The organism is Polyangium fumosum (assembly GCF_005144585.1).
In the GTDB taxonomy this organism is placed as follows: Bacteria; Myxococcota_A; Polyangia; order Polyangiales; family Polyangiaceae; genus Polyangium; species Polyangium fumosum.
In genome coordinates, this window is record NZ_SSMQ01000041.1 from 54,040 (window position 1) to 79,838 (window position 25,799).

A 25,799-nucleotide genomic window follows, 5' to 3' on the forward strand; every position below is an offset into this window, starting at 1 on the left:
CTCCGTCACTGTTTTTCGCAATGGATGAGCTCGATCCAGGGGAGCGCCGCCTCGCTCGCGTCCGTCTCCGCTTGGGCCGTGTACGTGTCGTTCCGTGCATACCCGGTCGCGGCGCCGTTGCTCACGAGCCCGATTCCGTGGGAGGTCGTGGCGAGCGAGACCTCGCCTCCGTGCGTATGCGTGCGCGAGGCCGCGCTCGAAAGGGGTTCGCCGCCGAACGAGAGATCCGGGGGCGCGTCCTTCGGCAGGCCCACGACGAGCCGGCCTTGCGTTGCGGCGGCCTGCTGAAAGCCCGCGGGGCATTTCGGGCCGTCGTAAAAGATCTGCATGCCCTTCGGCAATGGTTTGACCCCGGCCTCCGGCGCCGCGAGCTTCTTGCACGCGAGGAGCTGGACGTACGGCAATCCCGTGGTGGATTTCTCCGAGGTCGTGCCGAATTCGAGCGTTCCCGCCGCAGAGACGCCGTTGTTGCCGCCGCCGGAGACGCCTGCATACGTGATGGGGACGAGGTCGAACGTCGCTTTCACCCCGTGCGTGTGGGGCCGCTCTTCGCCGCTCAGGAGCGGCTCGCCCACGGTCGTTCCGCCCGCCGCGTCGGCGATCGTCGGGAGCACCGTGCGTCCGGCCGCGGCCTTGTACGGCTCCCATCCGCTCGGGCAGGCAGGGACCTGGAAAAACCCGATCGTGTTCGTGGGCATTGCGTCGCCGCGCGCCCCGGGGCCGCCGCCCACGCCGCCGCTCCCTCCGCTCCCGCCATTTCCCTCCCCGCCGGCGCCTTGCGAGTCGCCGGTCGTGGACACGGATCCGGTCGCGCATGCCGTGACGAGGGCGATGGCCGTGATCGCGGCCGCGCTTTTCATTGCTTGACGCATGCCATCACCTGCACGAAAGGAAGGCCCGAGACACCGGGGTTCGTCGTCCCCGCAATGGCGTACGTCTGCGCCTGCGCGCCCGCCTGGTTGCTCCCGTCGGCGGCCGCGATCGACTTCGAGGGCAGGGCGATCTCGCCCGCATAGTCGTGGGTGTGCGTGCGATCCTCGCGGTCGGAGAGCGGCCCGCCCACCTGCACGCCGACGTCCTTGCCCTCGGCGACCGCCACGACGAGCCGCCCCTCGACGTTCGGCGCGGGCGCCCATCCGGGCGGACAAACGCCCCCTTCGACGTGGGCCACCATGCCGGCCGGCACACCATCCTCCTCCACGGGTTCCCCGGACGCGCTCCGGCTCGCGACGAGCCCGAGGCCAAGACCGAGGCCGAGGAGCAGAAACCTTCCTGTCATCGTACCCGAGATTGGTTTGTGCATGCTTCGAGGCGTATCGACCCGCGCCGGGCGCGTCAACGGGTAGCGGATGACGCACCGCTGCGTAAACCACGTCGCCGCTCCGCGGGACGCGGGTCCATTTTTCCCCTCGATCCCGCGCCTGTTGAGATAGGCTTCGGCACGATGCAAATCCTCTCGGTCGGTCCCCTGCGCACGGGGTCCATCGTGTGGCAGAAGCGCGCGGGGGGCTTCGTCCTCACGGTCGTTTGCAAGGCCACGTATTGGCTCCAGCCAGGCGAGGCCGTGCTCTCGAACGAGCAAGAAGCCCTCAATGAGGCCGACGATCACTGGGACGACGATCCGAACCGGAGCTTGCGTGCCGCGAGTGATCTCGTGCCGGTCAAGCCGCGCCCCGAGGTCACGCTCGTCGGGTATGCCTACGCCCCGGGACAACAGCCGGTCCGATCCCTCGTGGCGCGCCTCATCGTCGGCGAGGTCGACAAGGCGATCGAGGTGTTCTGCGACCGCTCGTTCCTGCCCGACGGCTCGCTCCAGGAGGGCACGCGGTTCACGCGGATGCGCCTCACGTGGGAGCGCGCGGGCGGCGGGCCCGGCACGAACAACCCCGTCGGCGTGCGCGCCGATGTGCGGGACGGTTATGGCCGCCGTGCCCTGCCGAACCTGCAGCCCCTCGGCATCTACGTCTCCACGGCCGAGGATTTCGTGCCGCCCGTGTGTTTCGCGCCCATCGCGACGAGCTGGCCCTCGCGGGCGGACCTCGTGGGGCGCGCGCCGCCGCCCGCGGGCGTGGGCCTCGACGGGCCGAGCGAGGCGTTTTTTAATGCATCGCCCTCGGATCAGCTCCTCACGGCGCTGCGCGACAACGAGCGGATCGTGCTCGAGAACCTGCACCCCGAGCATACGCGGCTCGTGACGAACCTGCCGGGCGTGCGGCCCGCGATCTTCGTGGACCGAGGGAACGGGCCTGCGCAACGGCAGAAGGTGCGCGCCGATGCCCTGTGGATCGATACGGACCGCGGAATCGCCACGCTCACCTGGCGCGTGCAGGTCCCGCTCGCGCGGCCGGACGAGCCGGGGCGCGTGATCGTGGGAATGGAGATGCCTGGGCACGACCTGAGCTGGGGCGAGATCGTCCAGACGATGGCCGCCTCGGAATCGAAGGGGTTTGCCGAGGACGACCATACCCAGACGAACATCATTTCGCAGATGGAGGCCGAGGCGGCGCGCCGCGCGGCGCTGCCCTTCGCGGCCTCGTCCCTGCAACCGGCGGCGCGCGAGCCGCAGCCCTCGCTTTCGGGCGATTTGCCATTCCAATCGTCGGTCCTCCAGCCGCCGACGTCGGCGCCGCTCCCCTGGACGCAGCAGCTCCAATCGCCGCAGCCGCCGACGCTGAAGCCCCCGCCCTTGCCCGCGGCGGCGCGCGCCCCGCTCCCGGGGACCGTTGTCTCCCCCGCGCCCGTGCCGCCCGTGTCCAAGCCCGCGCCGCCGGTGCCGCCGCCTGCGCCCAAGCCCTCGACGCCTGCGTTCATCCCGCCCGTCGTGCCCGCGCCGGTCGTGGCCGCGCCGCCGCCGGTGCCCGCGCCCGTGCCCATGCCCGTGCCCCTCCCGGCGCCCGTGCAACTCTCTGCGATTCCCGCGGCGCCCCCGTCGCCCGTCCCCGCGCCGGTTCGTCCGGGAACGATATCGTCCGAGGGCGGCCGCGGGGCGAGCCCGTGGGCGGGCGGCGCGCCCGGCGGCGTGGCGCCGGTGCGCGAGACGCTCGGCACGGCGGCGGCTGCGGCCGCGGCGGCCGTCGCGGAGACGCCCAAGGATTCGGCGTCGGACGGCGGCGCGCTCGGCGCATCGAATGAAGCGGCGGGCGTGCGCGCGTGGAGCGCGCCACGCCGGGAGATCCGCGCGGTCGTCGCGGAGGAGGAGGCGCAGAAGCCCGTCATCGTCCGCGAGCTCTTGCACCTCGTGTGGTTCGAGCCGAGCTTCGTGCCGCGCATCCGGCGCGTCCCGGCGTGGAGGCGGCTGCTCTCCGAGCTCGAACAGCGCGGCGCCGACAAGGAGATCGACGACGTGCTCGCCGGCAAGGAGGCGTGGGAAATCGAAGATCGCCGCGAGATCTTCGAGATCCTCGCCCGCGCCGATCGAATGGACGACCGGAGCCTCGTGGAGCTCATGGACCAGGCCATTCGCGAGGATGGCAAGTACGCGACGCCGATCGTGCTCGTCGGCGGCGAACTCGAAACGCCGTTCGACGAAATGGAGACGCTGAAGGCGCTCTCGACCGCGGCGGCGCCGCTCGTCGGGCCCACGGACGAGGGGCTGAAGGCTGCTGTGGAGGCCGCGGACAAGTTCATCGCGCGCTCGGGCTTGTCCTGGGCGCCGGTCGTGCCGGAGGGATTGTCGAACCGGATCCGCGAGGCGTTCACCCGGGAGAAAAAGAGTTTGCCCGCGGACGCGCTCGATATGCAGGCCGAGCGGGCGCTCATCGGCGGACGTCATTACCAGAAGCGCGAGGTGCTCGGCGGGACGTACCTGCGGCTGCTCCTGCGCCTGCATTCGGACAGCCAGCCGATCGTGGCGTATGCGCCGGACGCGGTCGCGCGCAAGCTGCCGATGTTCCGCAGGTTCCGCGCGAGAATCGTGGGCGAGCTGCATCCGGCGCAGGACCAATACGAGGCGCGGGGCGAGGCGATCCGGGCGCTCGCCGTCGGGACCGTCACGGTGCCGGAGCGGGGGACGGCCGGGGCCAAGAGCTGAGCTGATGGGGGGCGATTATTATCGCCAGGCCGTCGCCCGATGGGAGGGCACGGCCCACCTGCGGATCACCTCGTGGCGGGCGTTATGGGCCGCTCGGCTCCGGCCGAGCGCGCTCTTCGCGGTGGTGATGATGGCGATCACGGAGCGGCTCTTCGGGCCGGCGCGGCTCGTCACCCGGATGCAGCCCACGTCCGACGCGAATCGCTTCGACCACCTCGCGGAGATTCGCCGCTTCGGGATGCGCGTCTACCGCGGGCGACGACGTATGCAGATTCAGCCCGACGGCGTCTCGGTGCAGATCGAGGGCGAGGAGGCCCTCTGGCCCCGCCTCGGCCGGGTGATTCCGCTGCCGCCGGGTACGGCGACCGTGCTCGACGCGCGCCGCGCCCGGTATCGCATGGCGAGCACCGGGCAGGTGTGGGACATCGATTTCGACATTGGCCCCACGGAGGCCCTGTCCGTGCTCACGTCCCCCTGGGGCCGGGGCGAGGAACGGCTCCGGCGCGCGGGTGACCCCGGCGCCGGAGCGGTTTGACGGTCATTGTTTCGGCCGGGGCTTCGGAATCGGCACATTGGCGGGCGTCTGGGCCGCCTTCGCCGGCGTGGCCGAGAAGATGGCCTTGTTCGCCAGGGCGAAATCGGCCACGCCGTCGGCAATTTCCTGGGCGATGGCGTCACCTTGCGTCATGCACGCGTTCCGGTCGGCGTCGTTCGTGATGAACCCGAGCTCGATCAGCACGGAGGCCTTGGTCTCCGGGCCGAAATATTTCAGGTTGATCACGTAGAGGTTGTCGCGGGACTTGGCGCCGCGGGTCTTGATGATCTTGGCGCGCCCCGAGAGCGTCGATGCCAGCGTCTTCGAATGGGCGTAGCTCGGGTGATAAAGGACCGATTGGCCCGAGGCCGTCGCGCCGGCCGCGTCGAGGTGAAGGCTGATGAAGATGTTCGCCTTCTTCTCCTTGGCGATCGCGACCCGCCATTTGAGCCTCGGCAGGACGTCGGTGATCTCGCCCTCGCGCGTCAGGTACACCGCCTTGATGCAGTCCGTCTTCGCTTCGAGCTTCGATTTCAGCTTCTTGGCGACGTCGAGCGCGATGTTGCTCTCGTAGATCGTGCCGGAGACGGCGCCGGGGTCGACGGGGTTCTTCGCCTTGAGGCGATCGCCATGGCCGGGGTCGATCACCACGATGATGGCGCAGCTCTGGACGGCATTGCCATCGGCCTGCGCCCCCGCGATCGCCTGTTGTTGCTCGCTGGTTACGGTCGCCATGACGGGATCGAGCCTCCGAGGTCAGACGCAGAGAATGGCGCGATTGGCGCTCACGTAGGAGCAGACCCCATCGCAGAGCCAGCCGGCGATGTTGTCCTTGTTGTCGATGACGGCCTTGCGGTCTCCATCATTCGAGATGAAGCCGAGTTCGAACAACGCGGCGGCCTTCACCGATTGGAAGATCGTGGCGTCGCGCCATATGCCGAGCTTGCTCGACTTCCACTTGTACGTGGCGAGCACGCTGAGACCCGACGTCTTGATGGGCGGCTCGCGCCCCGCGATCGGAAGCTTGTACTCCGCATACAGCGCGGCCGCGAGCTTGGCGCTCTCCGCCTTGTTGGAGGATTTGTGGTTGTAGAACACCTCTTTGCCGTTGGCCGAGGCGCTCGAAAAGGAGTTCATGTGAAGGCTGACGAAGACGTCGCACTTCTTGGCCACCGCGACCTGCTGGCGCCACAGGAGTTTTGGCTGTGAGGGGTTGTCGACGTTGCCCTCGCGGGTCAGGTGCGCCGACTCGATGAGATCGGTCTTCGCGGCGAGCTTGCTCTTCAAGAGCTTCGAGATTTCGAGGACGACGTCGCTCTCGTTGAGGCCTCCGCCGACGGCCCCCGGGTCGATGATGGTGCTCTCGTCGTGCGTGTCGCCGTGCCCCGGATCGATCACCACGACGACGGTGCACCGCTGCACGCCGTTGCCCGTCCCCGCGACCTGCTGCTGCTGCTCCGTCCCGACGTTCATATCGGGATCGCGCTCCCGTCTCCGTCGGCCGGATCGTCGATCGTGTATTCGGGCGAAGGCGCGTGATCGTCCGGGCTCTCGCCCGCGGTCGGCTGCTCCTCTTCCTTCTCCTCGAACGGCCCTTCGGGCTTCGAGCCGCTGCCGTCGCCGGGCTCGCCGCGCTCGTTGATCCACACCATCGTGCCCGAAATGGTGACGCCGGCGCCGTCGAGCTTGATGAAGCCGCCCGCGCCCTTGATCGTGGCCGCGCCGCCCGCCTCGCCGACCCACGCCTCGCCGGCCACGTGGTGAATCTCCTGGCCCGCCCGGAGCGCGCTGCGCCCCTCGACCTTCTCGTGCCGGCTCTTCTTCACCGTGAGGGATTGCTTGCCGTCGACCCGCTCGCGCCGGCTGCCCTTCACCGTCAGGTGGACGTCTTTGTTGTACGTCTCGTTCTTGTTTTGCTTCGTGACCTCGTCGTAATCCTTGCCGACCCAGAACTTGCGGTTGCCGAGGGTCTGCTCGGATTCGTCGTTCTTCACGAGCTTCTGCCGGTCGTGGACGATTGTGGCGAACTCGTCGTTGTTGACGTTCCGGTTGCGGTCCTTTTGCGCCTGCTGCCAGACGAGCTCTTTCTGCGCGAGATCCTCGAACATGATCTCGTTGAACCCGTCCGAGCCGAGCGAGGAGTCGCTCTTCCACGTGCTGCGCGTCTTGTCCTGCGGCAGCTTGTACGGGACCTGCTGCGCGGCATTGTAGACGCGGCCTACGATGATCGGCTGGTCCGGGTCGCCTTCGAGGTACGAAACCAGCACCTCGTGGCCGATGCGCGGCACGGTGATCATGCCATACCCCATGCCGCCCCAGCCCTGGCTCACGCGGACCCAGCACGAGCTTTGCTCGTTCTTCTGGCCCTCGCGATCCCAGTGGAACTGCACGCGCACGCGGCCGAACTCGTCGACGTGGATCTCCTGGCCCGAGGGGCCGACGACCGTCGCGCTCTGGAGGCCGTGAATGCGCGGCTTCGGCGTCTGTCGGGCCGGACGATAAGGCGCCTCGGCGAAAAACGCGTGGCCGAAGAAGCTGAAATCGCCGGTGTCCGTGCCTTCGATCGAGGCGCCGACGACGAGGAACGCGCGGCTCTCGGGCAGCGCCGCATGCGGGTGGCGGCCCATCGAGAAGATGACGCCCGGCGCGAGGTCGAACGTGTTCGCCGCGAACGAGATCATCCTCTCGCCCGTGCGCTCGGCTTCGAGGACACGCGTCGAGAGCTCGGTGCCGTATTTGCCGTCGTGCCGCGCGAAGCCACGATCGTCGGCGTTCGGCGTGCCCTCGGCCTTGCCCGTCTCGACGAGGAAGGAGCCCGCGTCGTAATGGTACTGCTCCATCTTGCCCTCGATGCCCGCCGTCGGTTCGGCCTTGCCGAAGAGGGCGAGATCGGGCTTGCGCGGGTCGTAATCGCGGAACGTGGCCGCGCCGGGGCGGACCTCGCGGCCGAAGCGCACGCGGCTGATGAACTCCTTCTCGGCCGACTCGTTCGGGTTGTCGACGTACGGAATGGGCGGGCCGGAGCGGGGCGTGTTCGTCTGGATGCGATCGCCGAAGACGAGCGTCGTGCCGCGCTCGGGGTGCTCGCTCAGGGTATACGCGATGCCCGCCTCTTCGAGCAGGCGGCACAGGAAGGCGTAATCGGTCTCCCGGTACTGGACCTTGTAATCGAGCTTCGGGTACTGGTCGCGCTGGATGCGCCAGGTCGGCTGGATGTTCCACTCGGCGAGCAGACGATCGATGATGTCCGGGATCGAGAGCTGCTGGTAGATCCGATTGCCCTGGCGATGCGTGAGCAGCCAGAGCTCCGGCACGATGTGGATCTGGTACGTCGAGAGCGCGTCCTCGGCGGACAGCTCCTGCATCGCGTGCGCCTGCTCGGCGCGGGCCACGATGCCCGTCCACGTGCGCTGGGCGCCGCCCTGCACGTGGGCATACCCCGCGTGCAGGCGGAAGCCCGCGGGATGCCCGACCGCGGCCCCGAGGTCGAGGCTATGGTCGGGCGAGCGGACGAGGAGGTGGATCGAGAACAGGTTCGAGACCGATTCCCGGACGGAAAAACGCCGCACGTAGAGGTCGCGTTGACCGGAGGCGAGGGAGAGCTCGAGGTTTGCCACGGCATTGACTCCGAATCAGTGAGGCCTTACGAGCGCCGAGAGCGAGAGGTCCTCTTCCTCGACGAAGATTTCCTCCATGCCGCCCGAGAACTCCTGGCGTTGCGCGGTGCTGCACGTCGGCCAGAAGACGCGGAACACGCCCGGATCGTAGAAACGGAAGTAGACCTTCTCGTTCGTCGATTCGAGCGTCACCATCAAGAAGCGCCGCCAGTGCCGCCGCACCTCCACGAACTTGTCGTAGCTCGTGCAGAAGATGCACCAGCGATTGCCGAACCCCTCGGCGAGGAGCCGGTCGAGCAAGGCCGAGTCCTTGCGGAACGGGCCCACGAGGTACGGCGCGACGTCTTCGAGCGTCTCGCCCTGCAATCCGTCGTAGAGCGATTGGTGCGGCTCGACGCCCTCGCGCAGCACTTCGAGGATCCGGCGGTCGCGCGCGCCGTCGACGACCGCATACAGCGGCACCTTCGCCGCCTCGGCGCGCAAGACCTCGCCCGCCCGCGCGGCCGCGTCGAGGCGCGCTTGCTCGTCCTCGGGGGACCGGGTCGGCTTGCGCCGCGGCGGCTGCGTCTTGCCCTCGACGTACACCAGGAAATCGGTCTCGCCCGCCTGAATCCAGCCGCCGTGCGGGACTTCGCCTTGCTCGACGGCCTGGCCGCCGAGGCGCGTCCCGCCCTGGCTGCCGAGATCACGCAACAAGCACGACGCGCCGTCCCATTGCAGCTCGAAATGCGTGCCCGACATCTGCCCGTCGTGCTGGACGACGAGGTCCGCGAGATCCGTGCGGCCGACCTTCAGCGCGCGGCCCGCCTCGACGGCCTTTTTCGTGCCGGCGAGCTTGCCATACCGCACCTCGACGATGAGGCGAGGCTCCGTCACGACCCGTCCCTCCCGGCCTTCTGGCGCGCAGCGCGCTCGGCCGCCTTGCGGGCGCAGTCCTCGCAGAACGGTTTGTCCGTCTGGAGCACGGCCATCGGATTGCTCCCGATGATCACCGTCGGGCATCCCGAGGCGATCGTTCCGCCGTGGTTCGTGGGGTCGCCTTTTCGTGCGGCGTCCTTGCCGCCGATGATGACCGTGGGCTCGCCGGCCGAGATGGCGGCGCCGCAGGCCTCGGCGTCGGTGACGCGCGCCTGCGGCTGAAAGCCGACGATGACCGTGTCCTCGCCCTGGACGATGACGTTCGGCGGGTGAATCCCGCAGACGTGACGATCCGTGATTCGTGCGGCAGGAGGCATTTTCGTGGCTCCTTTATTGCGCGATGAGCGTCTTGCTCACGTCGTCGACGACCGCCTCGATCGCCTCGTCCGGCTTCTCCGGCGACGCGCCCGATCCCTGGCCCGCCGCGCCGCCGCTGTTGATGTAGACCTTCGTGCCGCGGATCGTGACGCCGCTGCCGTCGATCCGGATGAACCCACCCGGGCCCTTCAGCGTGAGGTCCTCGGCCTCGATCACGAGCGCCGTCCCCGCCTTGATGTGCAGCTCCTTCGACACCGCGAGCGCGTGGTTCTCGCCGATGAGCTCGTGCCGGTCGCCCTTCACTTCGAGCGACTGGTTGCCCTCGATGCGCTGGTTGCGCTTGCCCTGCACGTGCAGGTGGCTGTTGCCCTCGACGCGCTCGCGCTTGTCCTGCTTGATGACGATGTCCTGGTCCTTGCCGACGAACACCTTCACGAAGCCGATCGTCTTGTCCTGCTCGTCATTCGAGACGAGCTTCTGCCGATCGTGGCCGATCGTGATCGTCTCGTCGTTCTTGACGAGCCTGCGCCGGTTCTTTTGCGCCTGCTCCCAGACGAGCTCCTGGCCCTTGAGATCCTCGAACATGACCTCGTTGAAGCCGCCGCCGCCGAGCGAGGTGTCGCTCTTCCACGTCGAGCGTGTCTTGTTGTCGGGCAACTTGTACGGGACGGCCTGCTTCGCGTTGTAGACGCGGCCCACGATGATCGGCTGATCTGGATCCCCGTCGAGGAAGCCCACCATCACCTCGTGCCCGATGCGCGGGATCACGATCATGCCGTACCCCGTGCCCGCCCAGCCCTGGCTCACGCGGATCCAGCACGAGCTGCCGTCGTCGTTTTTCCCCTCGCGATCCCAGGGGAACTGCACGCGCACGCGGCCGAACTCGTCGGTGTGGATCTCCTGGCCCGCGGGGCCCACCACGACCGCGCTCTGCACGCCCTCGACCTTGGGCTTTTGCGTCTTCTGCTGCGGCCGGTAGGGCGCGTCCGTGAACGCGGCTTGCCCCGACATCGTCCACTCCTCGCCCGGCGTGCCCTCGACCGAGAACTCCGTGACGAGCAGGCGTTTGTCCTCGCCGAGTTCGGCGTGCGGGTGTTTGTCGACCGAGAAGATTTGCCCCGGCCAGAGGTCGATCGTGTTCGTCTCGAACCCGATCGTGCGCTTGTCCGCGCGCGTGCCGCCGAGCATGCGATCGGCGCGCTCCTTGCCGAACCCTTGATCGTAGCGCGCCGTGCCCTTGTCGTCTGCGGCCGGCGTGCCGCCGCCGCCCTTGCCGTTCTCGACGAGCGTGGCGCCCGGCTGGTAATGGTACTGCTCGTACTTCGCCTCGGGGCCCTCGGCCTTCGGCGCGTCGCCGAAGAGCGCGAACATCGGATTCCGGAAGTCGTAGTCGCGAATCGTGTGCGCGCCCGGCCGGACGATGTGCGTGAGGCGGACCTTCGAGAGGTACTCCTTCTCGGACTCGCGGTTCGGGTTGTCCACGTAGGGAAGGGCGCCGCCGGGGCGCGCGGGGTTCGCTTCGAGGCGATCACTCAACGTGAACTTCGAGCCCTTCGCGTCGTCGTCCGGGAACGTGTACGAGATGCCCGCCTCTTCGAGCAGGCGGCTGACGAAGGCGAAATCGGTCTCGCCGTACTGGACCTTGTACTCGAGCTTCGGGTAGCGGCCCCGATCGATCTCCCACTTCGCCTCGACGCTCCACTCGCCGAGCAGGCGATCGACGATGTCGGGGATCGAGAGGTGCTGGTAGATGCGATACCCGCGGCGCTGCGTGAGCAGCCACAACGTCGGCACGATGCGGAGCGAATACGTCGAGAGCTCCTTGCCGAGGCCTCCCGGCTGCACCGCGTGCACCTGCTCGATGGAGCTCACCACGCCGCTCCAGAGCCGCGCGCCGCCGAGGCGCGCGTACGCCCAGCCGCTGATGACGCGGAGGCTCGCCGGCTGCCCGACGATCGCTTCGAGATCGATCGAGGGGCTCTCCGAGCGCGCCATCACGTTCACGCTGAACAAGCTCGAGACGGACTCGTGCACCGAGAAATAGCGCACCGACAACGACGTCTCACCAGATGCGAACGATAGCTCCAAGATCGGCATGGAAGCCGCCTCCTCGACGTGACCGCCCGGACCAATGCGCGTACTGTCCGATTTTTGGCATCGGCACCCTAAACCGGCTTCGCGGTCGGGCTCAAGATCAAAATGGGTGAAAAAAGGTGTCGCTCTGCGTCAATGATCGCGGTCGATCGCGTCGTCGCCGAGCCGATCGGGCATGTCGCTCACATCCTCTTCGGCCTCGGGGCCCGTGGCCTCGTCGAAGTGGGGCGCCTCGGGCCTTGCCCGAGGGAGGACGGGGAGCTGTGGAAGCTGGCGCGGAGCACCTGGCGGGCTGTATCCGCGGAGCTCAAGAGCGCCGCTCGTCCGTGATCGGTACCGCCCTTTCGTGTGCCCGGCGGGTGATCGACGCCCACGCGTCCGTGTGCTGGAACGGAAACCGCACCTCCTTGCGCGCAAGCCCGCTCGCAATCCGCTCCCGGATGAGCCGCAGCATTGCGAGCGCGTCGCGCTTCTTCACGTCCACCCGTAGCTCCGGCAGCGCGTCCCGTAAGGCGGAGAGCTCCGCCTCCGGCACCCCGCGCACGCGCCCGCTCGTGAGGATCGCCGGGTAGCACCGCTCCGCATAGAACAGCTCCCGGGCGGCCTGGATCAGCGCCTCGCGTGATCCCTCCGTGATCACACCGCGCTGCGCCGCGCGGCGCAGCGTCTCCCGCATATTCACCATGGCCTCCGACACCGGTCGATACCCCCCCTCCGCGAGCCTGTGCGCCACCGCCACCTCGTCATCGTCCGTGAGATCGCCCCGCGCGTACGCCGCATGAATCTCGCCCACCCCCTCCATGCCGAAGGGCCCAAGCTCCGCCGCCCGGAGCGCGCCCAGGCTCGCCGCGCCGAAGACGTGAATGCCCCGTGACATCGCCCATAACACCTCCTTGTGCGCCACGGAGGGCACGTGCTCGAAGGAGCCGTCGAGGATCCCGATGACCGCCGGCTCCTCCTGCGCCGCGCGGTACACGTCGCCCTGTGCGGCCGGGGGGCGGTACATTGCGTCGAGCTCCCGGAGGCCCTCCTCCGCTGAGAGCGTTGGGCCCGTGAAGATATGGACCTTCATCTCGTGCGCCCCTCCATGCGTCTCCGGGCGCGAAGCCCCGGCACATACCCCGGTACATCATGGTTGGCCTCGAGCCCCGGCACGATCACCCGCACCACCGGGATCCCGAAGGCTGCCTTCGTCAGATCGATCGTGATGACTTGCGAGAGCCCTGCCGCCGCGAGGCGTTCGAGGAGCCAGGCCACGTCGTCGTCGAGCGTCTCGTCTTCGTGATCCGGCGCGGCCTCGAAGCTTCGCGCCGGCGGCGACGCCGCGAGCATCCGGAGCGCCCGGCGCGCGGCGTCGAGATCGCCCCCCTCGGGCCGCTCGTGGCAATGCACGTCGTCGCGAGACCCCGTGATCAGCGTGAGCCGGCTCTGGGCCGCCTCCGTGAGCGCACGCGACAGGGCGACGGCGCGCGACGGGTGACAGCCCATGCCCCCCATCGGCCCGATCGGCCGCTGGGGGTTCGGCTCCCGGTCCACGATCACGCACGAGAAGACCGGGACTCCGATATCGGACGTCACCTCCCAGACGGCCACCTCCACGCCCGCCTCTTCGTATTTGTCGAGCAGGGACCGGCAGAGGGGGTCAGGGACCGTGGAGAGGTCCACGCGCGCCTCTTTTTGTGCCTCACCGGCAAGCTGGAAGAGCGCCGTCGCGTCGCGCTCGATCAGCTCGGCGAGGGCGTGGCCGAGCGCCTCCAGCGGGTGATTGCCGGAGGCGAGGCCGTTCGAGCTCATCAAGAAGGACCCGCTGCCCGAGGGGAGCGGCAGCGTGTAATCCATATGGACCATCTCGTAAGGCACCCACATGCTGCCGCCATGGAGCATTTCCTGCCCCTCGATCCACAACGTGCGTAGGTTGTCGTGAAACACGCTCCCCGCGAGGCGCGGCAGGCCGGAGAGGTCGGCCACGCGGTGGGAGAAGCGCAACTCGTTCCGTGTGGCGAGCCGGAGGGGTCGGTCGATATGCTCTGCATGATACTGCTCCACCGACTCCATGAGCGCCGAGGCCCGCGCCGAGGCGCGATCCGCGCCCTTGCCCTGCGATACCGAGAGCGAGCGCGCGTTCGGCCGGATCGCCATCGCCACGGGAATGCCGATGGTGTCGAGCCCGGTCACGTCGGCGATGCGGGTGATACCCATGATGGGCAGGAGGCCCTGGACGCGGGCGAGCGTCGCCTCGGGCGGGACGATGCGGTGTGTCCCCCGCCGAAAGCGCTTCGCTGCAGGCGTGGTGGACATGCCATCACACCTTCCTCACGAGCTTCCCGGGAGCCGGGGTGATTGGCGAGGGGTTCAGGACGTAACATGTGGTCCACGTCGGCGAGGGGGGCACGTAGGAGGCGAGCGTCTTGTCGCTGGACTGGGCCTTGCTGTTCATGTCGCTGAGCGACGGGACTTGGCTGCTTTGGGTAGGAACGATGGTCGCCAAGGTCCAGACGTCGGGCGTGAGCGCGTACAGGGCGCCGTCGGCGCCGTAGACGAGCAGCATCCCTGCGCGCAGCGTCGCATACCCAACATTGCCGTTCGCGTCGGCGGCCTGGATGATGGCCGTCCCGAGGTTGATGGCCTCCGCCTTCCCGTCCTCTGGGCCGATCGTCACCACGGCCTTGTTCAAGCTCGTCCAGGTCACGGCGTCCACGCCGCGTACGGAGAACGTGATGTCGTTACCCGTCTCGATCGCCGTATCTCTCGGGGCTACCTCGAGAGAACCTACGTAGAGGGTGACGCTCGCCGTGTTTTCATCCTCGTCCATGCCCGTGATGGTCACGGGCGAACTGCTTTGCTTGATGCCCGTCACGAGACCTGTTTGATCGACGGTCGCAATGCGCGAGTCCGAGCTTGTCCAGGACAGAGATTGCTGCTTCGTAACGCTCTTCAACGAAAGCTGCGTCTGCTGCCCGACGACGAGACTCCGGGTCTCCGCGTGAAGGATGAGCGTGCTCATGGTTCTTCAATTGCCTTTCTCGATCATAGGTATTCCGTCTCGCCAGCGCGGACGAGCGCGCGCCGCAAGGCATCCTCCGTGCCAACCTCGTCCCGCGCCGCCTCCAAAGCGGCCGTGAGCGCCTCGGGGAGCCGTTGCTGTCCCGGCTCGATCAGGGCCGCGGCGTAGCAGGCCGCGCCTTCGTGATCCCCCCGCGCGAGCGCCGCCGCCGCGAGCGGCAAGAGCGCCATCCACTGGAAAGGATACACCAGCGCCGACGAACGAAAGCGAGCGAGCGCCGCCTCCCCCAGGCGCATCACCTCGCCGAAATCGCCCTCCGCGAGCGCGACCCAGGAGAGGTTCGCGAGCGCCGCGCCCACGTAGTCGTCCATCGCCGCCGCCTCCGCCGTCCCGAGGCTCCTCTTCGCCCACGCCCGCGTCTCGGCCACCCGCCGTCGTCGCCGCCAGACCTGCGTCAGGTACGTCAGGCTCCGCGCTTCGAGCGTCACATCGCCCGTGCGCTCCGCCTCCGCGAGCGCGTCGAGCAGCCGCGCCTCCGCCTCGTCGAGCGCCCCATGCCAGAGCAGCACCGTCGCGAACGCGAACCGCGTCGCGGCGAGATCCGGCGAGCCCTCTTCCTGCTCGCAGGCCAGAAGGCAAGCCCGCGCGTTTCGCACCGTCTCGGCCGAGAGCAAATACCGCTCGCTTCGCAGCCCGATCTGCGTGAGCGCGCGGAAGAAACGCGCCCGCTGCGCCGCCGTCCCCCCTGCCTGTACCACGGGCCGCACCCGCTCCACGATCGCGGCCATCTCGTCGACACGCGCGGCCCAGTAAAACACGGCGATACGGTCGATCTGCACCTCGACCCACGCATCCCACCATGCCGCGGAAGCCCTGGGCGCCGAGGCCCCGAGCGCGGCCTCGGCCTCGGCATACGCCGCGAGCGCCTCACCGTGGTCGTGGTGGACTTCCCACGCCTTGCCGATCTTGCGATGGACGCGGGCGCGCGTGATCGCCCCCTCGGCAGGCAAGACCGCGAGGGTGTCGGCGTAGGCCTGCCGCGCTTCCTGCTGCCGCCCCACGAGCCCGAGCACGTCGCCGAGGCTCTCGAGCACGCCCGCCGGCGCGGCCCCCTGCGCCTCCTCCACGGCGGCCCGGTAGAGCCGGATCGCCTCCCCGTTCGCGTACGAGGCGCGTGCTCGATCCGCCGCGCGAGCAAAGAAGACGCTCGCCTGCGGGTGATCGCCGGCCTCCGCGTGATGATGGCCGATCTCCGCGAGCCGCTCCTCGCCGTCCGCGGTGAGCGCGAGCGCGACGCGGTGGTGCATGGCCCGGCGCAGCGCAGGCGCGATCCGCGCCTGCGCGACCTCCCGGATCGTGTCGTGCACGAAGGCGAGCCGCCCATCTCCCTTTTCTTCGAGGATCTGCCGGACCCGCAGCTCTTCGATCGCGTCCAACATCGCGACGTCCTCGAACTTTCCGAGCTTGTCGAGCATCGCCGTGTCGACATCGCGTCCCAGCACCGCCGCCCATGCGACGACCCGCGCGGCCAGCTCGCCCAGCGCCGACAGACGCCGCTCGACAAGCTCGCCCAGCGTGTGGGGCAGCGTGATCGAGAGCGCCTTCTCCCCGAGCTGAAAACGCCCCGCGGCGTCCCGCGCGAGCAGCCCTTCGCCGAGCGCCGCGCGCAGGTACTCCGCGACGAAGAACGGATTGCCGCCCGTGTGGAGATGCAGCCCATCCACGAGATCCCGGGGCGGCTCCACGAGCGCCACCATGCTCGTGATCATCGCGGCGACGCCCTCGCGATCGAGCCGTCCGATCTGGACGTCGCGCGCGCTCTCCCGGCGCACGATCGCCGAGAGCTCCTCGGTGCGCTCCTCCAGGCGATACGTGCCGAGAACGAAAAGCCCATCGTGACCGCGCTCCTTCGCTGCGAGGGAAGTCAGAAAGCCCAGCGAGAGGTCGTCGGCCCACTGGAGATCGTCGAGCACGAGCAGGATCGGCGCGGGCGTCGCGAAGGCGAGGAGGGTCTCTTCGAGCGCGTCGAGCACGCGCGCTCGGGCGGCCTCCGGAGGGAGCGGGGGCGGCTCCGGGAGCTCTCGCACGCCGGGGAGATCCGCGATCGCCGGCGCGTAGGGCGCGAGCAGCTTGCCCCGCGGGCCGAGCTGCCTCGCCGTCATGTCCGCCCCCGCGGCGCGGCACCGATCCGCGATCGCCGTGAGCGCCGGGCGAACGAGGTGGAGCGGGTCTCCACGCAGGACGGCGCTCCCGGTCCACACCGTCACGCCCTTTTGCACGGCGCGCTGGGCGATCTCCAGCGCGAGCCGCGTCTTGCCCACGCCGCTCTCGCCCCCGAAGAACCAGAGCCCCCCGCGTCGTTCGGCCGCGAGCGCCTCGATCGCCGCCGTGCTTTCGGCCAGGATCGCGGCGCGGCCCTCCAGCGCGGGTCGATAGAGATAGGCGCGGCTCCGCGACGCCGCAGGCGCATCGCTGCCGGGACCATCGAGCGCGGCGAGCGCGTCCGCCACGTCCTCTGCGTACCCGATCCGATCCTCGGGCCGCTTCGCGAGCAGCCGCGCGACGAGCCGATCGAGCGCGTCGGGGACGCCGGACGCCTTCGAGGACGGCGGCGGGGGTCGCAGGTTGAGGTGCCCGTGCCTCATCGCGGCCGCGTCGCGGCCGGCGAAGGGCGGCGCGCCCGTGATGCACTCGAAGAGGATGCATCCGAGGGCGTACAGATCGGCGCGCGCGTCGACGAGGGCGCCCCGGATCTGCTCGGGTGCCATGTACGGGAGGCTGCCCATCATGCCGTCGATCTCGATCGCCTCGCGCCCCTCGACGCCGCCGAACTGCGCGGCGATACCGAGGTCGACGAGCACGGGCGTGCCGTCCCTCCGGACGATCACGTTGTCGGGCTTGAGGTCGCGGTGCACGAGCCCGGCGGCGTGCAGGTGCGCGAGGGGCGCGGTGAGGCGTCGGAGCAGCGCGAGCAAGGGGAGGGCAGTGCGTATCGAGGCGCGGCCGCCCGCGGCGGGGGGAGCGCGGAGGCGAGGCGCGTCCGGGCGGGTCGTGGCGCCGCTCGGGCTCGTGGTCCGGGCGGCGAGGCGAGGGGACACGCGGGGCGCGTGGACGCGGTCGAGGTGGCCGCGGAGCGTCTGGCCCGAGACGAGCTCCATCGCCACCCAGGGCAGTCCGTCCGATACGCCCTGGTCGAGGAAACGCACGATCCCCGGGTGCTGGAGCCGCCCCAGCGCGTGGATTTCCCGGCGAATCGCGGCGATCGCGCTCGCGGAGGGGAGGGCCACGGTCTTTAGCGCGACGGGGGCACCGGTCGTGGGGTGTTTGGCGCGGTAGACGACGCCCATGCCTCCACGACCGAGGACGCTCGTGATCCGATAGGAGCCGATCTGCGGGAGCGAGCGTCCAGCCGCTTTCATCCGACTGCGATGTTACCCGCCTCGCTTGTGTGAGGTCGAGGGGTCTTCCGAGCGTGAGGGCAAGATGTTGCCCGCGGCAAGAGGTTGCTTTCGGGGGGAGGGGGCGTCGGGCCAATTGTTGCCGCTCCCGAGCGGCAATGAGGGGGCGCCGTCGCATGGACGATTGGCATGCGGATTGCTCGGTTTATGTGCACGGACGAATCGAGCGGTGCTCGACGGAATCGAACCATTCACCCGGCCAAACCCGACCATGCCCAACCTGAACGTGATCACCTGGAACAGCACGGGGGAGACGCCGCAGGGCGCAGCCGACCTGCTGGACGTCATCAACCATCTCACGACCAACGGCTGGCTGCCGGATCTGATCGTGATCCAGGAGGCGAACGCAGCACCCGGGGGCCCGATCTACCAGATGCTGCAGGGGCTCGGCGCCGCATACAACCAGCCACCTGCACACGCCACCGAGGGGGGCCCCGGCGGACGAGGTTACATCCTCCTCCTCCGCATCGGCATCGGCGGCAAGGGGTCCTTTGCCAGGGCCGATCTGGCCAATGATCAGGCGCTGTTGAACTGGATGAACATCCATTTGAGCCTCTCGGCACGGCAGATGGCCCTGGCCGAGCTCGCGACCATGCGTATGCCGGCGACGGCGACGCTGACCGTCGGCGGCCGAAACGTGCCGTTTCTGACGTGGCATGCGCCGCGCGGGCCTGGGCAAGTGCTCACCGGCGCCACGTTGGGAGGCGGCGCCAACCCCGATGCCTATCTGTTCCTCCAGAACTCCGGCATCTATGGGCCGCTCGTCGCCCCGGGGCCGAACAACCTGGGTCTCATTGCCGGTGACCTCAACGTGAACGTCGCCACGCTCAATCACAATACCGGTATCCCGGCTCTGCCCTACATTCTTCCCGGATTCGTCGGCGTGTCGGACAACCTCGATCACATCCTTGGACATGCCAATGCCGGCGGAGCGCCCCCCACGTTTTCGGGTTCCGGCCATTTCCCGGCCTCGGGCACGCACAACATCCTGGTCAGTACCGTTGGCTTCTAGCCGGCGCGGCCAGCGGACCAAAGAAGAATTCCCACGAAGCGTCCCCTCGCTGCTGAGGGGGCGCGTCGCCAAGCCCAATAGAAAGTGGCTTCAAGAAGAAGCCAGAGGAGATCGAATCATGCCCACGTTCAAGTTGAGCACCGCGTTTACCCAGGAGGACCTGAACCGCTTCTACGCTTCGGGGTCCAACATCGTCGTCGCCAAGCCGAACGCCGGCGGAATGCCGAACGTCGCGTGGCTCGTGTACAGGCCGCTGCTCGGCAACACGGTCACCTGGGAAGAACAATACGGCATCTACGCGTCCAACGTCGACATCATCAACGGGGCGCAGCTCACGCAGATGTCGAAGTCCGAGTTCCCGGCCCTGGACAACAAGAGCTATCCGCTCACGGCGGCCGGGTTCTTCGGTCCCCCGTCGACGGGCGGGAGACAGGGCTCCTACACGGCCGTGAATGAATATAACAACCTGCCCAAAGGGTACCTGACGTTCGGGTTGTTCCAGGACGCGGTGGTGGATGGAACGCCGGCCCTGGGGAACGCCGTGTCCGCCGCTCCGGTCATCTACAACAGCACCGCGGTCATGACCCCGTTCACCACGGTGTATCTGTGGGTGCAATCCCAGGTGGTGAGCAACACAGTCGTCACCAACGTGACCTCACCCATGACGGAGGTCATTTTCGGCGGCCCCGTCACGGAGGTCTCGCTGATGTACGACGCGAGCTCGGGCAAGTTCATCACGGCACCTGGCAGGACCATGGCCGAGAAGGCCCCGCTGCGACACCACCTCCCCTCGCTGGCCTGATCCAAGCGGATCCGAGGCGTTGGTCACGAGCGCCCCGGTCGCCGGAGGCCGAGCCGCTTCATCCGGTACGACAATGTTCGCACCGGTATGCCCAGCCGCTCGGCCGCCGCCTTTCGGCTCCAGCCCGCCGCCTCGAGTGCCTCCCGTAAGATCGTCGCCTCGTATCCCTCCACGCGCTCGCGGACCCCGGCCGGATCCTCGCCTTCGCCTTCCACGGGCACGTCGGCCGTCCTCGTCGGCGCTGGCCCCTCCCATTCCACCGCCGCCCGTGCCGGCCTCTCCGCCCCCCGCACCCGCGCCGGCAAATCCTCCTCGTCGATCAACGTCCCGCGCGCCACCACCACCGCTCGCTCGATCACGTTCCGCAACTCGCGCACGTTGCCCGGCCACGCATACGCCCGCAGCCGTTCGAGCACCGTCGGCGAAAACCCCTGCACCGCCCGCGCATTGCCCTCGTTCGCCCGCGCGAGGAACCTGCGCGACAGCGGCTCGATTTCATCCACCCGCTCCCGGAGCGGCGGGATCTCGAGCACCACCGTGCTCAATCGATAAAACAGATCGGAGCGGAATGCCCCGTCGCGCGCCATCGCCTCCAGATCCCGGTGCGTCGCCGACACGACCCGCACATCCACCGTGATTTCCCGGACCGAGCCCACGCGGCACAACGTCCCCGTTTCCAGCACCCGCAAGAGCGCCGCCTGCGCCGGCATGGCCAGCTCGCCGATTTCGTCGAGGAACACCGTCCCCCCGTCGGCCTCCTCGAAGACCCCCTTTTGCTGCGCCGCCGCCCCTGTGAAGGCTCCCCGCTCGTGGCCGAAAAGCGTGCTCTCGACCAGCTCCTTCGGGATCGCCCCGCAGTTGACGCGCACCATTCGCTTGTTTCGCCGCGGCCCGCGCTCGTGCAGCGCCCGCGCGAGCACCTCTTTCCCCGTCCCCGTCTCACCGTGCAGGATCACCGGCACCCGTGCCCCCGCCACCCGCTCCACCGTCGAGAGCACCTCGCGCATCGCCCGACCCGCGACGAGTGCGTCGTCCTCGAGCACCTCCCCGTCGGCGAACCCCCTCGTCCCCTCCACCTCCACGGGTCGCTCCGCTGTCGCACGATTGACCGCGTCGCGGGACAAGCTGATCAGCGCCTCCACGGTGCTCCCCGCGTCCGGATAGGCCGCCACGCCGACCCGGAGCTGCGCCCCTTCCTTCCCCTGCGACGCCACGATCCGCTGCGCCACGCGCGTCGCCTCCTCCGTCCCCATCTCGGGCAAGAGCACCTGCGCTGCCCCGGGCCCGTACGTCGCGATCCGATCGAAGGGCCGGATCGCTTCCCGCACCGCGGCGAGCCAGTCCCGCACGTGCGGCGACCGATCCCCCACGGGCTTCGCGCGCACCACGAGCAGCGCGAACGGCCGCCGCAGCTCGCGCGCCCGCGCCGCCTCCTCGTTCACGCGGCGCAAGAACCCCTCTTCGCCGTCAATCCCGAGCGACTCCCCCGTGGGGGCCAGCACGTGAACACACGCGAGCACGCTGCCCAGCATCACCTCGTCGCCGATCTCGATGCCGGCCCTGTCGATTCGCTGCCCGGCGAGCCACGTCCCGTTGCGCGAGCCCAGATCCTCCACGAGGAGCCGATCGCCCGCGAGCATGAAGCGGGCGTGTTGCCGGGAGAGGGTGCGGTCGTGAACCTGCAGATCCGAAGGCTCCGTCCGCCCCACGACGAGCGGCGTGTCCGGCACGAGCAGAGCGATCTCCATGCCCTGCTGGGCCTGAACCACCACCGCGAGCCGCCGCCCTTCCTCGGGAGCGTCCAGCGGCGAGGGCGCCGATGCCATCGGTTCGGTCTCGACTACGCCGCTCATCGTCAACCCGCGACGCTACCATAGGGCGTTCCGAGGCGGACAGAAGCGGAAATTGGAGGGGAGCGGTGAGGCGGTGCACGAGGTCCGGGACCTTGTGGTCATGGTCCGGGTACTTCGACCACGGGGTCTGGGTACTTCGATCACGGAGTCGGCGAGCTTGAAGTCACGGTCCGGGTACTCCGATCACGGAGTCGGCGAGCTTGAAGTCACGGTCCGGGTACTTCGATCACGGAGTCGGCGAGCTTGAAGTCACGGTCCGGGTACTTCGATCACGGAGTCGGCGAGCTTGAAGTCACGGTCCGGGTACTTCGATCACGGAGTCGGCGAGCTTGAAGTCACGGTCCGGGTACTCCGATCACGGGGTCGGCGAGGTTGAAGTCATGGTCGGGGGACTTCGATCACGGGGTCGGCGAGGTTGAAGTCACGGTCGGGGGACTTCGATCACGGAGTCGGCGAGGTTGAAGTCATGGTCGGGGGACTTCGATCACGGGGTCCGAAGACGTCAGGGCAAGCGCGCCGTCGCCTTGGCTGTCAGGCGTTCGAGTGCGTCGAACGCGCACGGCTGTTGCCGCGGATTGAGGGTCATGACCATGGTGACGCGACCCTTTGCCACCGCCACACGGCACAACGAGCCCTCCACATGACGTTCTGCCACGTCGCCGAGGCCGGGCAGGAGTTTCGCCTGCGTCGCCTTCTCATGAGGCCCTCGGACCAGCTCCGCGGCTTCCGTCGCGGTCCGGTGCGATCGAAGGTAAACGATCAAGAACCGCCCATCGTCCGTGTGGAAGTCGCGACTGCAGGTCTCCGTCGAGGTCGGCTCATCGTCATCGGACGGCCTCATCGACAGGCCGAGGTCCGCTTGGATGTCCGCCGGCGCGAGCAATCGATCACAATCGAGGGGAACGCTCGGAAAGGGGTGACTCTCTTCGCAGGCGAGGACGTCGTCGCCTGTCTTCGCGGCGAGGAAGCAGGCGGCACGGCCTGCCCAGCGCTCCTTGTCATCCGCCTGCCCTGTCGACTCCTCCTCCAAACACCCCCGCATGAATTCTTGCTCTTTGCCTTCGTTCACGGGGCGCCCGTCTTTCGAGAGCTCCTGAGAAACGACGGCGCGCAGGTGCTCACACACCTCCCGCGGGCCCGCCGGTTGGGCTTGGGCTGTGGGAGCGACCGTCGCATTCGTGGCGTCCGCGGCGGGAGGAGGCGTGGTGCCGCCGCACGCGCTGCCAGCCGCTGGGAGCACGAGGGCCCACGCGAGGAGCCGAGGCCCGACGAACGTTCGCAGACGGGCGGTGCCAATGCATTGGGAGGAGCGGGTCATCATGGGGGCGCCATGGGTAGCACGGCGCACGCGCGAAGCACATCGTGGATTTTCGCCCGCCGTTTGGAGGACCGGCGCTTGCGATGGACAGGAGCGTCGTGGCACGCTGCGGCCTCGACCCCGGCGGCTTTGCGGCTCCCCCGCAGGCCGTCCGGCGTCCTGCAACCCTTCACGACCTGCCCCCCACTTCGATGAGCGACATCCACAACCGAATCGCGGCCAGCTTTCATGCGCAGGGCCTGATGGCAACCCTCGGTGCAAAGCTCGCCTTGGTGGCAGATGGCGAGGTGCACATCACGCTGCCTTTCTCCGAGCGGCATTCCCAGCAGAACGGTTATGTTCATGCGGGCGCCATCACGAGCATCGTCGACAGTGCTTGTGGGTATGCAGCGTTGACGAAGGCGCCGCTTGAATGCGATGTTGTCTCGGCTGAGTTCAAGATCAATTTCATGCGGCCCGCGCTCGGGGACCATTTCTTGGCGATCGGAAGGGTGCAGAATGCGGGAAAGCTCCTCACGGTCTGCACGGGCGAGGTCCGGGCGTTCTCTGGAGCTGGATCGGCCTACAAGGTGATCGCCCTCATGCAGGCCACGATCGCCAACGTTCGGCCGTGAGGCATGACTTGATAGCGACGTTTCAGACGGCGGGCCGCTGCGCCCAGGCGGTTTTACAGACGGTGACGCCCAAAGCCGGGTCGTGAGGTTCGTCCGTGGCCAACCACCCCCTTGCCAAGAGTTCGTCCGAGGGTGTAGGATGCTCGTCCCGTGGTTCGTCCTTCCTCACGCGCGACTCTGCTGCTTCTGCTCACGCTTTCGGCTTCCACGATGGCGGCGGAACCCGAGACGTCTTCTGCTCCGCCGAACGAACCCAAACCCACGCGGGCGAGCCGGTATCGCAAGTTGAGCCCTGAAGCGGAGGAGCGCTTCAAGTCGCGCGTTGCCGTGGGAGATCGAGCCCTCGAAGCGGGCCGGCTGAATGAGGCTGCCGATGCGTATTCGGAAGCCCTCTCGATGAAGCATGACCCTCGCCTGTCCGGACGCCTCGGTCTCGTCCTCTCGATGTTCCTGCCGGATCCACGAACCGATCTCGAAATGGCATTTGCACTGCAAGTTGCCGTATCGGAGGCAGCCGGGATCTCGTCCGCCGAACGCAGGCAATTCTTCGAGGCGTACGAACGCGTGCGCCGACGCGTCTGTCGCCTCGATGTCATGACGAGCGACGTCGACGCCATGATCTCGATCGGAAGCGACAAGCGTGTTCGAAGCGAAGGTGCGTTTTGGACGTTCATTTCGCCTGGCGAGACGAAGGTCACGGCGACACTCTCGGGCCGAGAGGACCTGAAGCAGACCGCAGAATGCGTCGGCGGGAAGTCGATGCTCCTGCAATTCGAGTTTCCTGAGCCTGCCCAGGCTCAGCCGCAGGTCATCACGATCGAGAAGGAGCCGAAGGAACGACGGGTGGTTGTCCGCGAAGCTGTCCGCACGGCGCCTTCCTCGCAGGATCGAGAACCGTCGAACGCAACCGCGGATGCGTCGTCGTCTCGCCTTTGGGGTGGCATCGGACCTGTGATGGTATTGGGGGCGGCTCCTTCCGTGTCGGTCGGGATATCAGGTAGCGGCTATTATCGACGCAAGGAGTTCTCAGCCGTGGCAACGATTCGCGGCGCCTGGTCGTTGGGCGATACCCGTGGCCTGCCTATCGATACGTTCTCGGCGTCCGCGGTTGTGGGGCCGTGTGCACAATGGGGCTGGATGGATGGCTGCGCTTTCGGTGGTGTGACGTTTTGGGCGCATTCGATGGCCGCCAACGACGTCTATTATTTGCGCTCTGGCACCAACGTTATCCCTTCTCTGGGCCTGGGTGCTGGGGCTACGTTTCCTATTACTCATAAGCTTTCGGCGAGACTCTTCGCCGACGCAACGGTACTAACTCGTGATCTGGTCGTTGATGTCGTTACGACGGAAGGCGACGTTGTTCCCGTGTGGCAGACCAACAGGGTCCTATTTTCTGTTTCCGCATCGCTCATGTTCGGGCGCTAGGAAGGCTATCGTCATGCTTGTAGGTAAGCAACGGGCAGGGCTTCTCGTCTCAATTGTCTTTGCAGGGCTAGGCGTCGGGGCGACGCTCGGCGCGAACGGATGTTCGACCGAACCCCTACACGTAGGCGTCTACTGTAAACCCGATGCAAGCCCCGACGCCGACACGAATGGCTACTGCTTCCCCGATGGCGGCAATGGGCTCGAACCCCTGTCGTGTGTCGCGCGAGGCGGGCAGTGTGTGCCGATGGGAACGTCGGACTTCCGTGAGAAGGCCGTCCTTCTGTGGATGGGGGCGGAGGAAGAGGCTCCCGACTGTCCCGATCGAGCCGATACCGTGTTCTATACCGGGTTCGCCGATCTGTCGGTGCATGTGCAATGTGCGGCTTGCTCGTGCGGACCCGCGTCTTGCACGCTCCCCAGCTCGATCAACGTCGACGCCGCGAGCTTCTGCCAAGGCGCCAATCCCACGGAGTATTCAGGCCCGGAAGGTTGGGACGGTTCGTGCGTCTCACCCGCCGTGCTCCCCTCGGGAAGCTTCTCGTCGATCGAACTGGCGGCTCCCAGCGTGACGGGATGCGAGCCGATCGGGGACCCTGCCCCCAAGGCCCCGGGCTTCGCGCCTGGCCCGCCTGGTGGGCCCAAATCGTTCGCGAACGGCATCTCCTGGGGGAAGTACGCGAAAGCCTGTCATGGCACGGCAGAAGGGCGTTGCGAGTCCACGAGCGAGACGTGCCTGCCGAGCACCGAGCCACCTCCGCCCGAGTTCAGGCAATGTGTGCAATATACGCTGCCGGTCGATGA

At 68.1% G+C, this 25,799-nt stretch carries 20 protein-coding genes; 6 read left to right on the forward strand and 14 right to left on the reverse strand.

Going from position 1 to position 25,799, the window contains the following annotated elements; genetic code table 11:
- Positions 1–5 precede the first annotated feature (5 nt).
- Positions 6–872 (reverse strand): hypothetical protein, encoded by an 867-nt coding sequence (locus E8A74_RS31905; protein WP_170229531.1) that lies wholly within the window; start codon positions 870–872, stop codon positions 6–8.
- Positions 857–1,279 carry a hypothetical protein gene (locus E8A74_RS31910; RefSeq protein WP_136932894.1) on the reverse strand — a complete coding sequence of 141 codons (423 nt, stop codon included), beginning with the start codon at positions 1,277–1,279 and terminating at the stop codon, positions 857–859. The genes E8A74_RS31905 and E8A74_RS31910 overlap by 16 nt, the downstream gene beginning before the upstream one ends.
- A gap of 165 nt (positions 1,280–1,444) precedes the next feature.
- On the opposite strand from E8A74_RS31910, the gene E8A74_RS31915 reads away from it, so the two are divergent.
- Positions 1,445–4,030, forward strand: a complete 2,586-nt coding sequence (locus tag E8A74_RS31915; protein ID WP_136932895.1) for a DUF2169 family type VI secretion system accessory protein — start codon at positions 1,445–1,447, stop codon at positions 4,028–4,030.
- A 4-nt stretch (positions 4,031–4,034) separates the two neighbouring features.
- Positions 4,035–4,565 (forward strand): hypothetical protein, encoded by a 531-nt coding sequence (locus tag E8A74_RS31920; RefSeq protein WP_136932896.1) that lies wholly within the window; start codon positions 4,035–4,037, stop codon positions 4,563–4,565.
- 3 nt (positions 4,566–4,568) lie between these two features.
- On the opposite strand, the gene E8A74_RS31925 is transcribed toward E8A74_RS31920, so the two are convergent.
- The 10 genes from E8A74_RS31925 to E8A74_RS31970 form a co-directional block, all read right to left on the reverse strand.
- Positions 4,569–5,300, reverse strand: a complete 732-nt coding sequence (locus E8A74_RS31925) for an N-acetylmuramoyl-L-alanine amidase (protein ID WP_136932897.1) — start codon at positions 5,298–5,300, stop codon at positions 4,569–4,571.
- A gap of 21 nt (positions 5,301–5,321) precedes the next feature.
- On the reverse strand, positions 5,322–6,038 hold the full coding sequence (locus E8A74_RS31930; RefSeq protein ID WP_136932898.1) for an N-acetylmuramoyl-L-alanine amidase family protein: 717 nt from the start codon (positions 6,036–6,038) through the stop codon (positions 5,322–5,324).
- On the reverse strand, positions 6,035–8,182 hold the full coding sequence (locus tag E8A74_RS31935; RefSeq protein WP_136932899.1) for a type VI secretion system Vgr family protein: 2,148 nt from the start codon (positions 8,180–8,182) through the stop codon (positions 6,035–6,037). The genes E8A74_RS31930 and E8A74_RS31935 overlap by 4 nt, the downstream gene beginning before the upstream one ends.
- A 15-nt stretch (positions 8,183–8,197) precedes the next feature.
- On the reverse strand, positions 8,198–9,058 hold the full coding sequence (locus E8A74_RS31940) for a DUF4123 domain-containing protein (protein ID WP_170229532.1): 861 nt from the start codon (positions 9,056–9,058) through the stop codon (positions 8,198–8,200).
- Entirely contained in the window at positions 9,055–9,417 is a 363-nt protein-coding gene (locus E8A74_RS31945) for a PAAR domain-containing protein (RefSeq protein ID WP_136932901.1), read from the reverse strand. Before E8A74_RS31945 ends, E8A74_RS31940 begins: the two co-directional genes overlap by 4 nt.
- A 13-nt stretch (positions 9,418–9,430) precedes the next feature.
- Entirely contained in the window at positions 9,431–11,515 is a 2,085-nt protein-coding gene (locus E8A74_RS31950) for a type VI secretion system Vgr family protein (RefSeq protein ID WP_136932902.1), read from the reverse strand.
- 304 nt (positions 11,516–11,819) lie between these two features.
- Entirely contained in the window at positions 11,820–12,584 is a 765-nt protein-coding gene (locus tag E8A74_RS31955; protein WP_136932903.1) for a TfuA-like protein, read from the reverse strand.
- Positions 12,581–13,810 (reverse strand): YcaO-like family protein, encoded by a 1,230-nt coding sequence (locus E8A74_RS31960; protein ID WP_136932904.1) that lies wholly within the window; start codon positions 13,808–13,810, stop codon positions 12,581–12,583. The genes E8A74_RS31955 and E8A74_RS31960 overlap by 4 nt, the downstream gene beginning before the upstream one ends.
- 4 nt (positions 13,811–13,814) lie before the next feature.
- Complete coding sequence (locus E8A74_RS31965) at positions 13,815–14,516, reverse strand: Ig-like domain-containing protein (protein WP_136932905.1); 702 nt, start codon at positions 14,514–14,516, stop codon at positions 13,815–13,817.
- A 23-nt stretch (positions 14,517–14,539) separates the two neighbouring features.
- Positions 14,540–17,935: a serine/threonine-protein kinase gene (locus tag E8A74_RS31970; RefSeq protein ID WP_136932906.1), complete on the reverse strand. Its 3,396-nt coding sequence runs from the start codon at positions 17,933–17,935 to the stop codon at positions 14,540–14,542.
- A gap of 208 nt (positions 17,936–18,143) precedes the next feature.
- On the opposite strand from E8A74_RS31970, the gene E8A74_RS31975 reads away from it, so the two are divergent.
- A complete protein-coding gene (locus tag E8A74_RS31975) occupies positions 18,144–18,986 on the forward strand; it encodes a hypothetical protein (protein WP_136932907.1) in 843 nt (280 codons plus the stop codon).
- Between the two features lie 118 nt (positions 18,987–19,104).
- Positions 19,105–19,788: a hypothetical protein gene (locus tag E8A74_RS31980; protein WP_136932908.1), complete on the forward strand. Its 684-nt coding sequence runs from the start codon at positions 19,105–19,107 to the stop codon at positions 19,786–19,788.
- 23 nt (positions 19,789–19,811) lie between these two features.
- Here the strand turns inward: E8A74_RS31980 and E8A74_RS31985 are convergent, their stop codons facing one another.
- Both E8A74_RS31985 and E8A74_RS31990 read right to left on the reverse strand, forming a co-directional pair.
- Positions 19,812–21,641, reverse strand: coding sequence for a sigma 54-interacting transcriptional regulator (locus E8A74_RS31985; RefSeq protein ID WP_136932909.1), 1,830 nt, complete (start codon positions 21,639–21,641; stop codon positions 19,812–19,814).
- A 502-nt stretch (positions 21,642–22,143) separates the two neighbouring features.
- Positions 22,144–22,962 (reverse strand): hypothetical protein, encoded by an 819-nt coding sequence (locus E8A74_RS31990; RefSeq protein WP_136932910.1) that lies wholly within the window; start codon positions 22,960–22,962, stop codon positions 22,144–22,146.
- Positions 22,963–23,150: 188 nt separating this feature from the next.
- Here E8A74_RS31990 and E8A74_RS31995 point away from each other — a divergent pair, with 188 nt between their 5' ends.
- A complete protein-coding gene (locus tag E8A74_RS31995; protein ID WP_136932939.1) occupies positions 23,151–23,573 on the forward strand; it encodes a PaaI family thioesterase in 423 nt (140 codons plus the stop codon).
- 150 nt (positions 23,574–23,723) lie between these two features.
- Positions 23,724–24,998: a hypothetical protein gene (locus tag E8A74_RS32000; RefSeq protein ID WP_136932911.1), complete on the forward strand. Its 1,275-nt coding sequence runs from the start codon at positions 23,724–23,726 to the stop codon at positions 24,996–24,998.
- Positions 24,999–25,799 lie beyond the last annotated feature (801 nt).

What these genes read in the sequence shown, in the direction of transcription:
- E8A74_RS31905 (WP_170229531.1), bottom strand. Translation starts at nt 872, where the DNA reads ATGCGTCAAGCAATGAAAAGCGCGGCCGCGATCACGGCCATCGCCCTC.
- E8A74_RS31910 (WP_136932894.1), bottom strand. Translation starts at nt 1,279, where the DNA reads ATGACAGGAAGGTTTCTGCTCCTCGGCCTCGGTCTTGGCCTCGGGCTC.
- E8A74_RS31915 (WP_136932895.1), top strand. Translation starts at nt 1,445, where the DNA reads ATGCAAATCCTCTCGGTCGGTCCCCTGCGCACGGGGTCCATCGTGTGG.
- E8A74_RS31920 (WP_136932896.1), top strand. Translation starts at nt 4,035, where the DNA reads ATGGGGGGCGATTATTATCGCCAGGCCGTCGCCCGATGGGAGGGCACG.
- E8A74_RS31925 (WP_136932897.1), bottom strand. Translation starts at nt 5,300, where the DNA reads ATGGCGACCGTAACCAGCGAGCAACAACAGGCGATCGCGGGGGCGCAG.
- E8A74_RS31930 (WP_136932898.1), bottom strand. Translation starts at nt 6,038, where the DNA reads ATGAACGTCGGGACGGAGCAGCAGCAGCAGGTCGCGGGGACGGGCAAC.
- E8A74_RS31945 (WP_136932901.1), bottom strand. Translation starts at nt 9,417, where the DNA reads ATGCCTCCTGCCGCACGAATCACGGATCGTCACGTCTGCGGGATTCAC.
- E8A74_RS31950 (WP_136932902.1), bottom strand. Translation starts at nt 11,515, where the DNA reads ATGCCGATCTTGGAGCTATCGTTCGCATCTGGTGAGACGTCGTTGTCG.
- E8A74_RS31955 (WP_136932903.1), bottom strand. Translation starts at nt 12,584, where the DNA reads ATGAAGGTCCATATCTTCACGGGCCCAACGCTCTCAGCGGAGGAGGGC.
- E8A74_RS31960 (WP_136932904.1), bottom strand. Translation starts at nt 13,810, where the DNA reads ATGTCCACCACGCCTGCAGCGAAGCGCTTTCGGCGGGGGACACACCGC.
- E8A74_RS31965 (WP_136932905.1), bottom strand. Translation starts at nt 14,516, where the DNA reads ATGAGCACGCTCATCCTTCACGCGGAGACCCGGAGTCTCGTCGTCGGG.
- E8A74_RS31970 (WP_136932906.1), bottom strand. Translation starts at nt 17,935, where the DNA reads ATGAAAGCGGCTGGACGCTCGCTCCCGCAGATCGGCTCCTATCGGATC.
- E8A74_RS31980 (WP_136932908.1), top strand. Translation starts at nt 19,105, where the DNA reads ATGCCCACGTTCAAGTTGAGCACCGCGTTTACCCAGGAGGACCTGAAC.
- E8A74_RS31985 (WP_136932909.1), bottom strand. Translation starts at nt 21,641, where the DNA reads ATGAGCGGCGTAGTCGAGACCGAACCGATGGCATCGGCGCCCTCGCCG.
- E8A74_RS31990 (WP_136932910.1), bottom strand. Translation starts at nt 22,962, where the DNA reads ATGATGACCCGCTCCTCCCAATGCATTGGCACCGCCCGTCTGCGAACG.
- E8A74_RS31995 (WP_136932939.1), top strand. Translation starts at nt 23,151, where the DNA reads ATGAGCGACATCCACAACCGAATCGCGGCCAGCTTTCATGCGCAGGGC.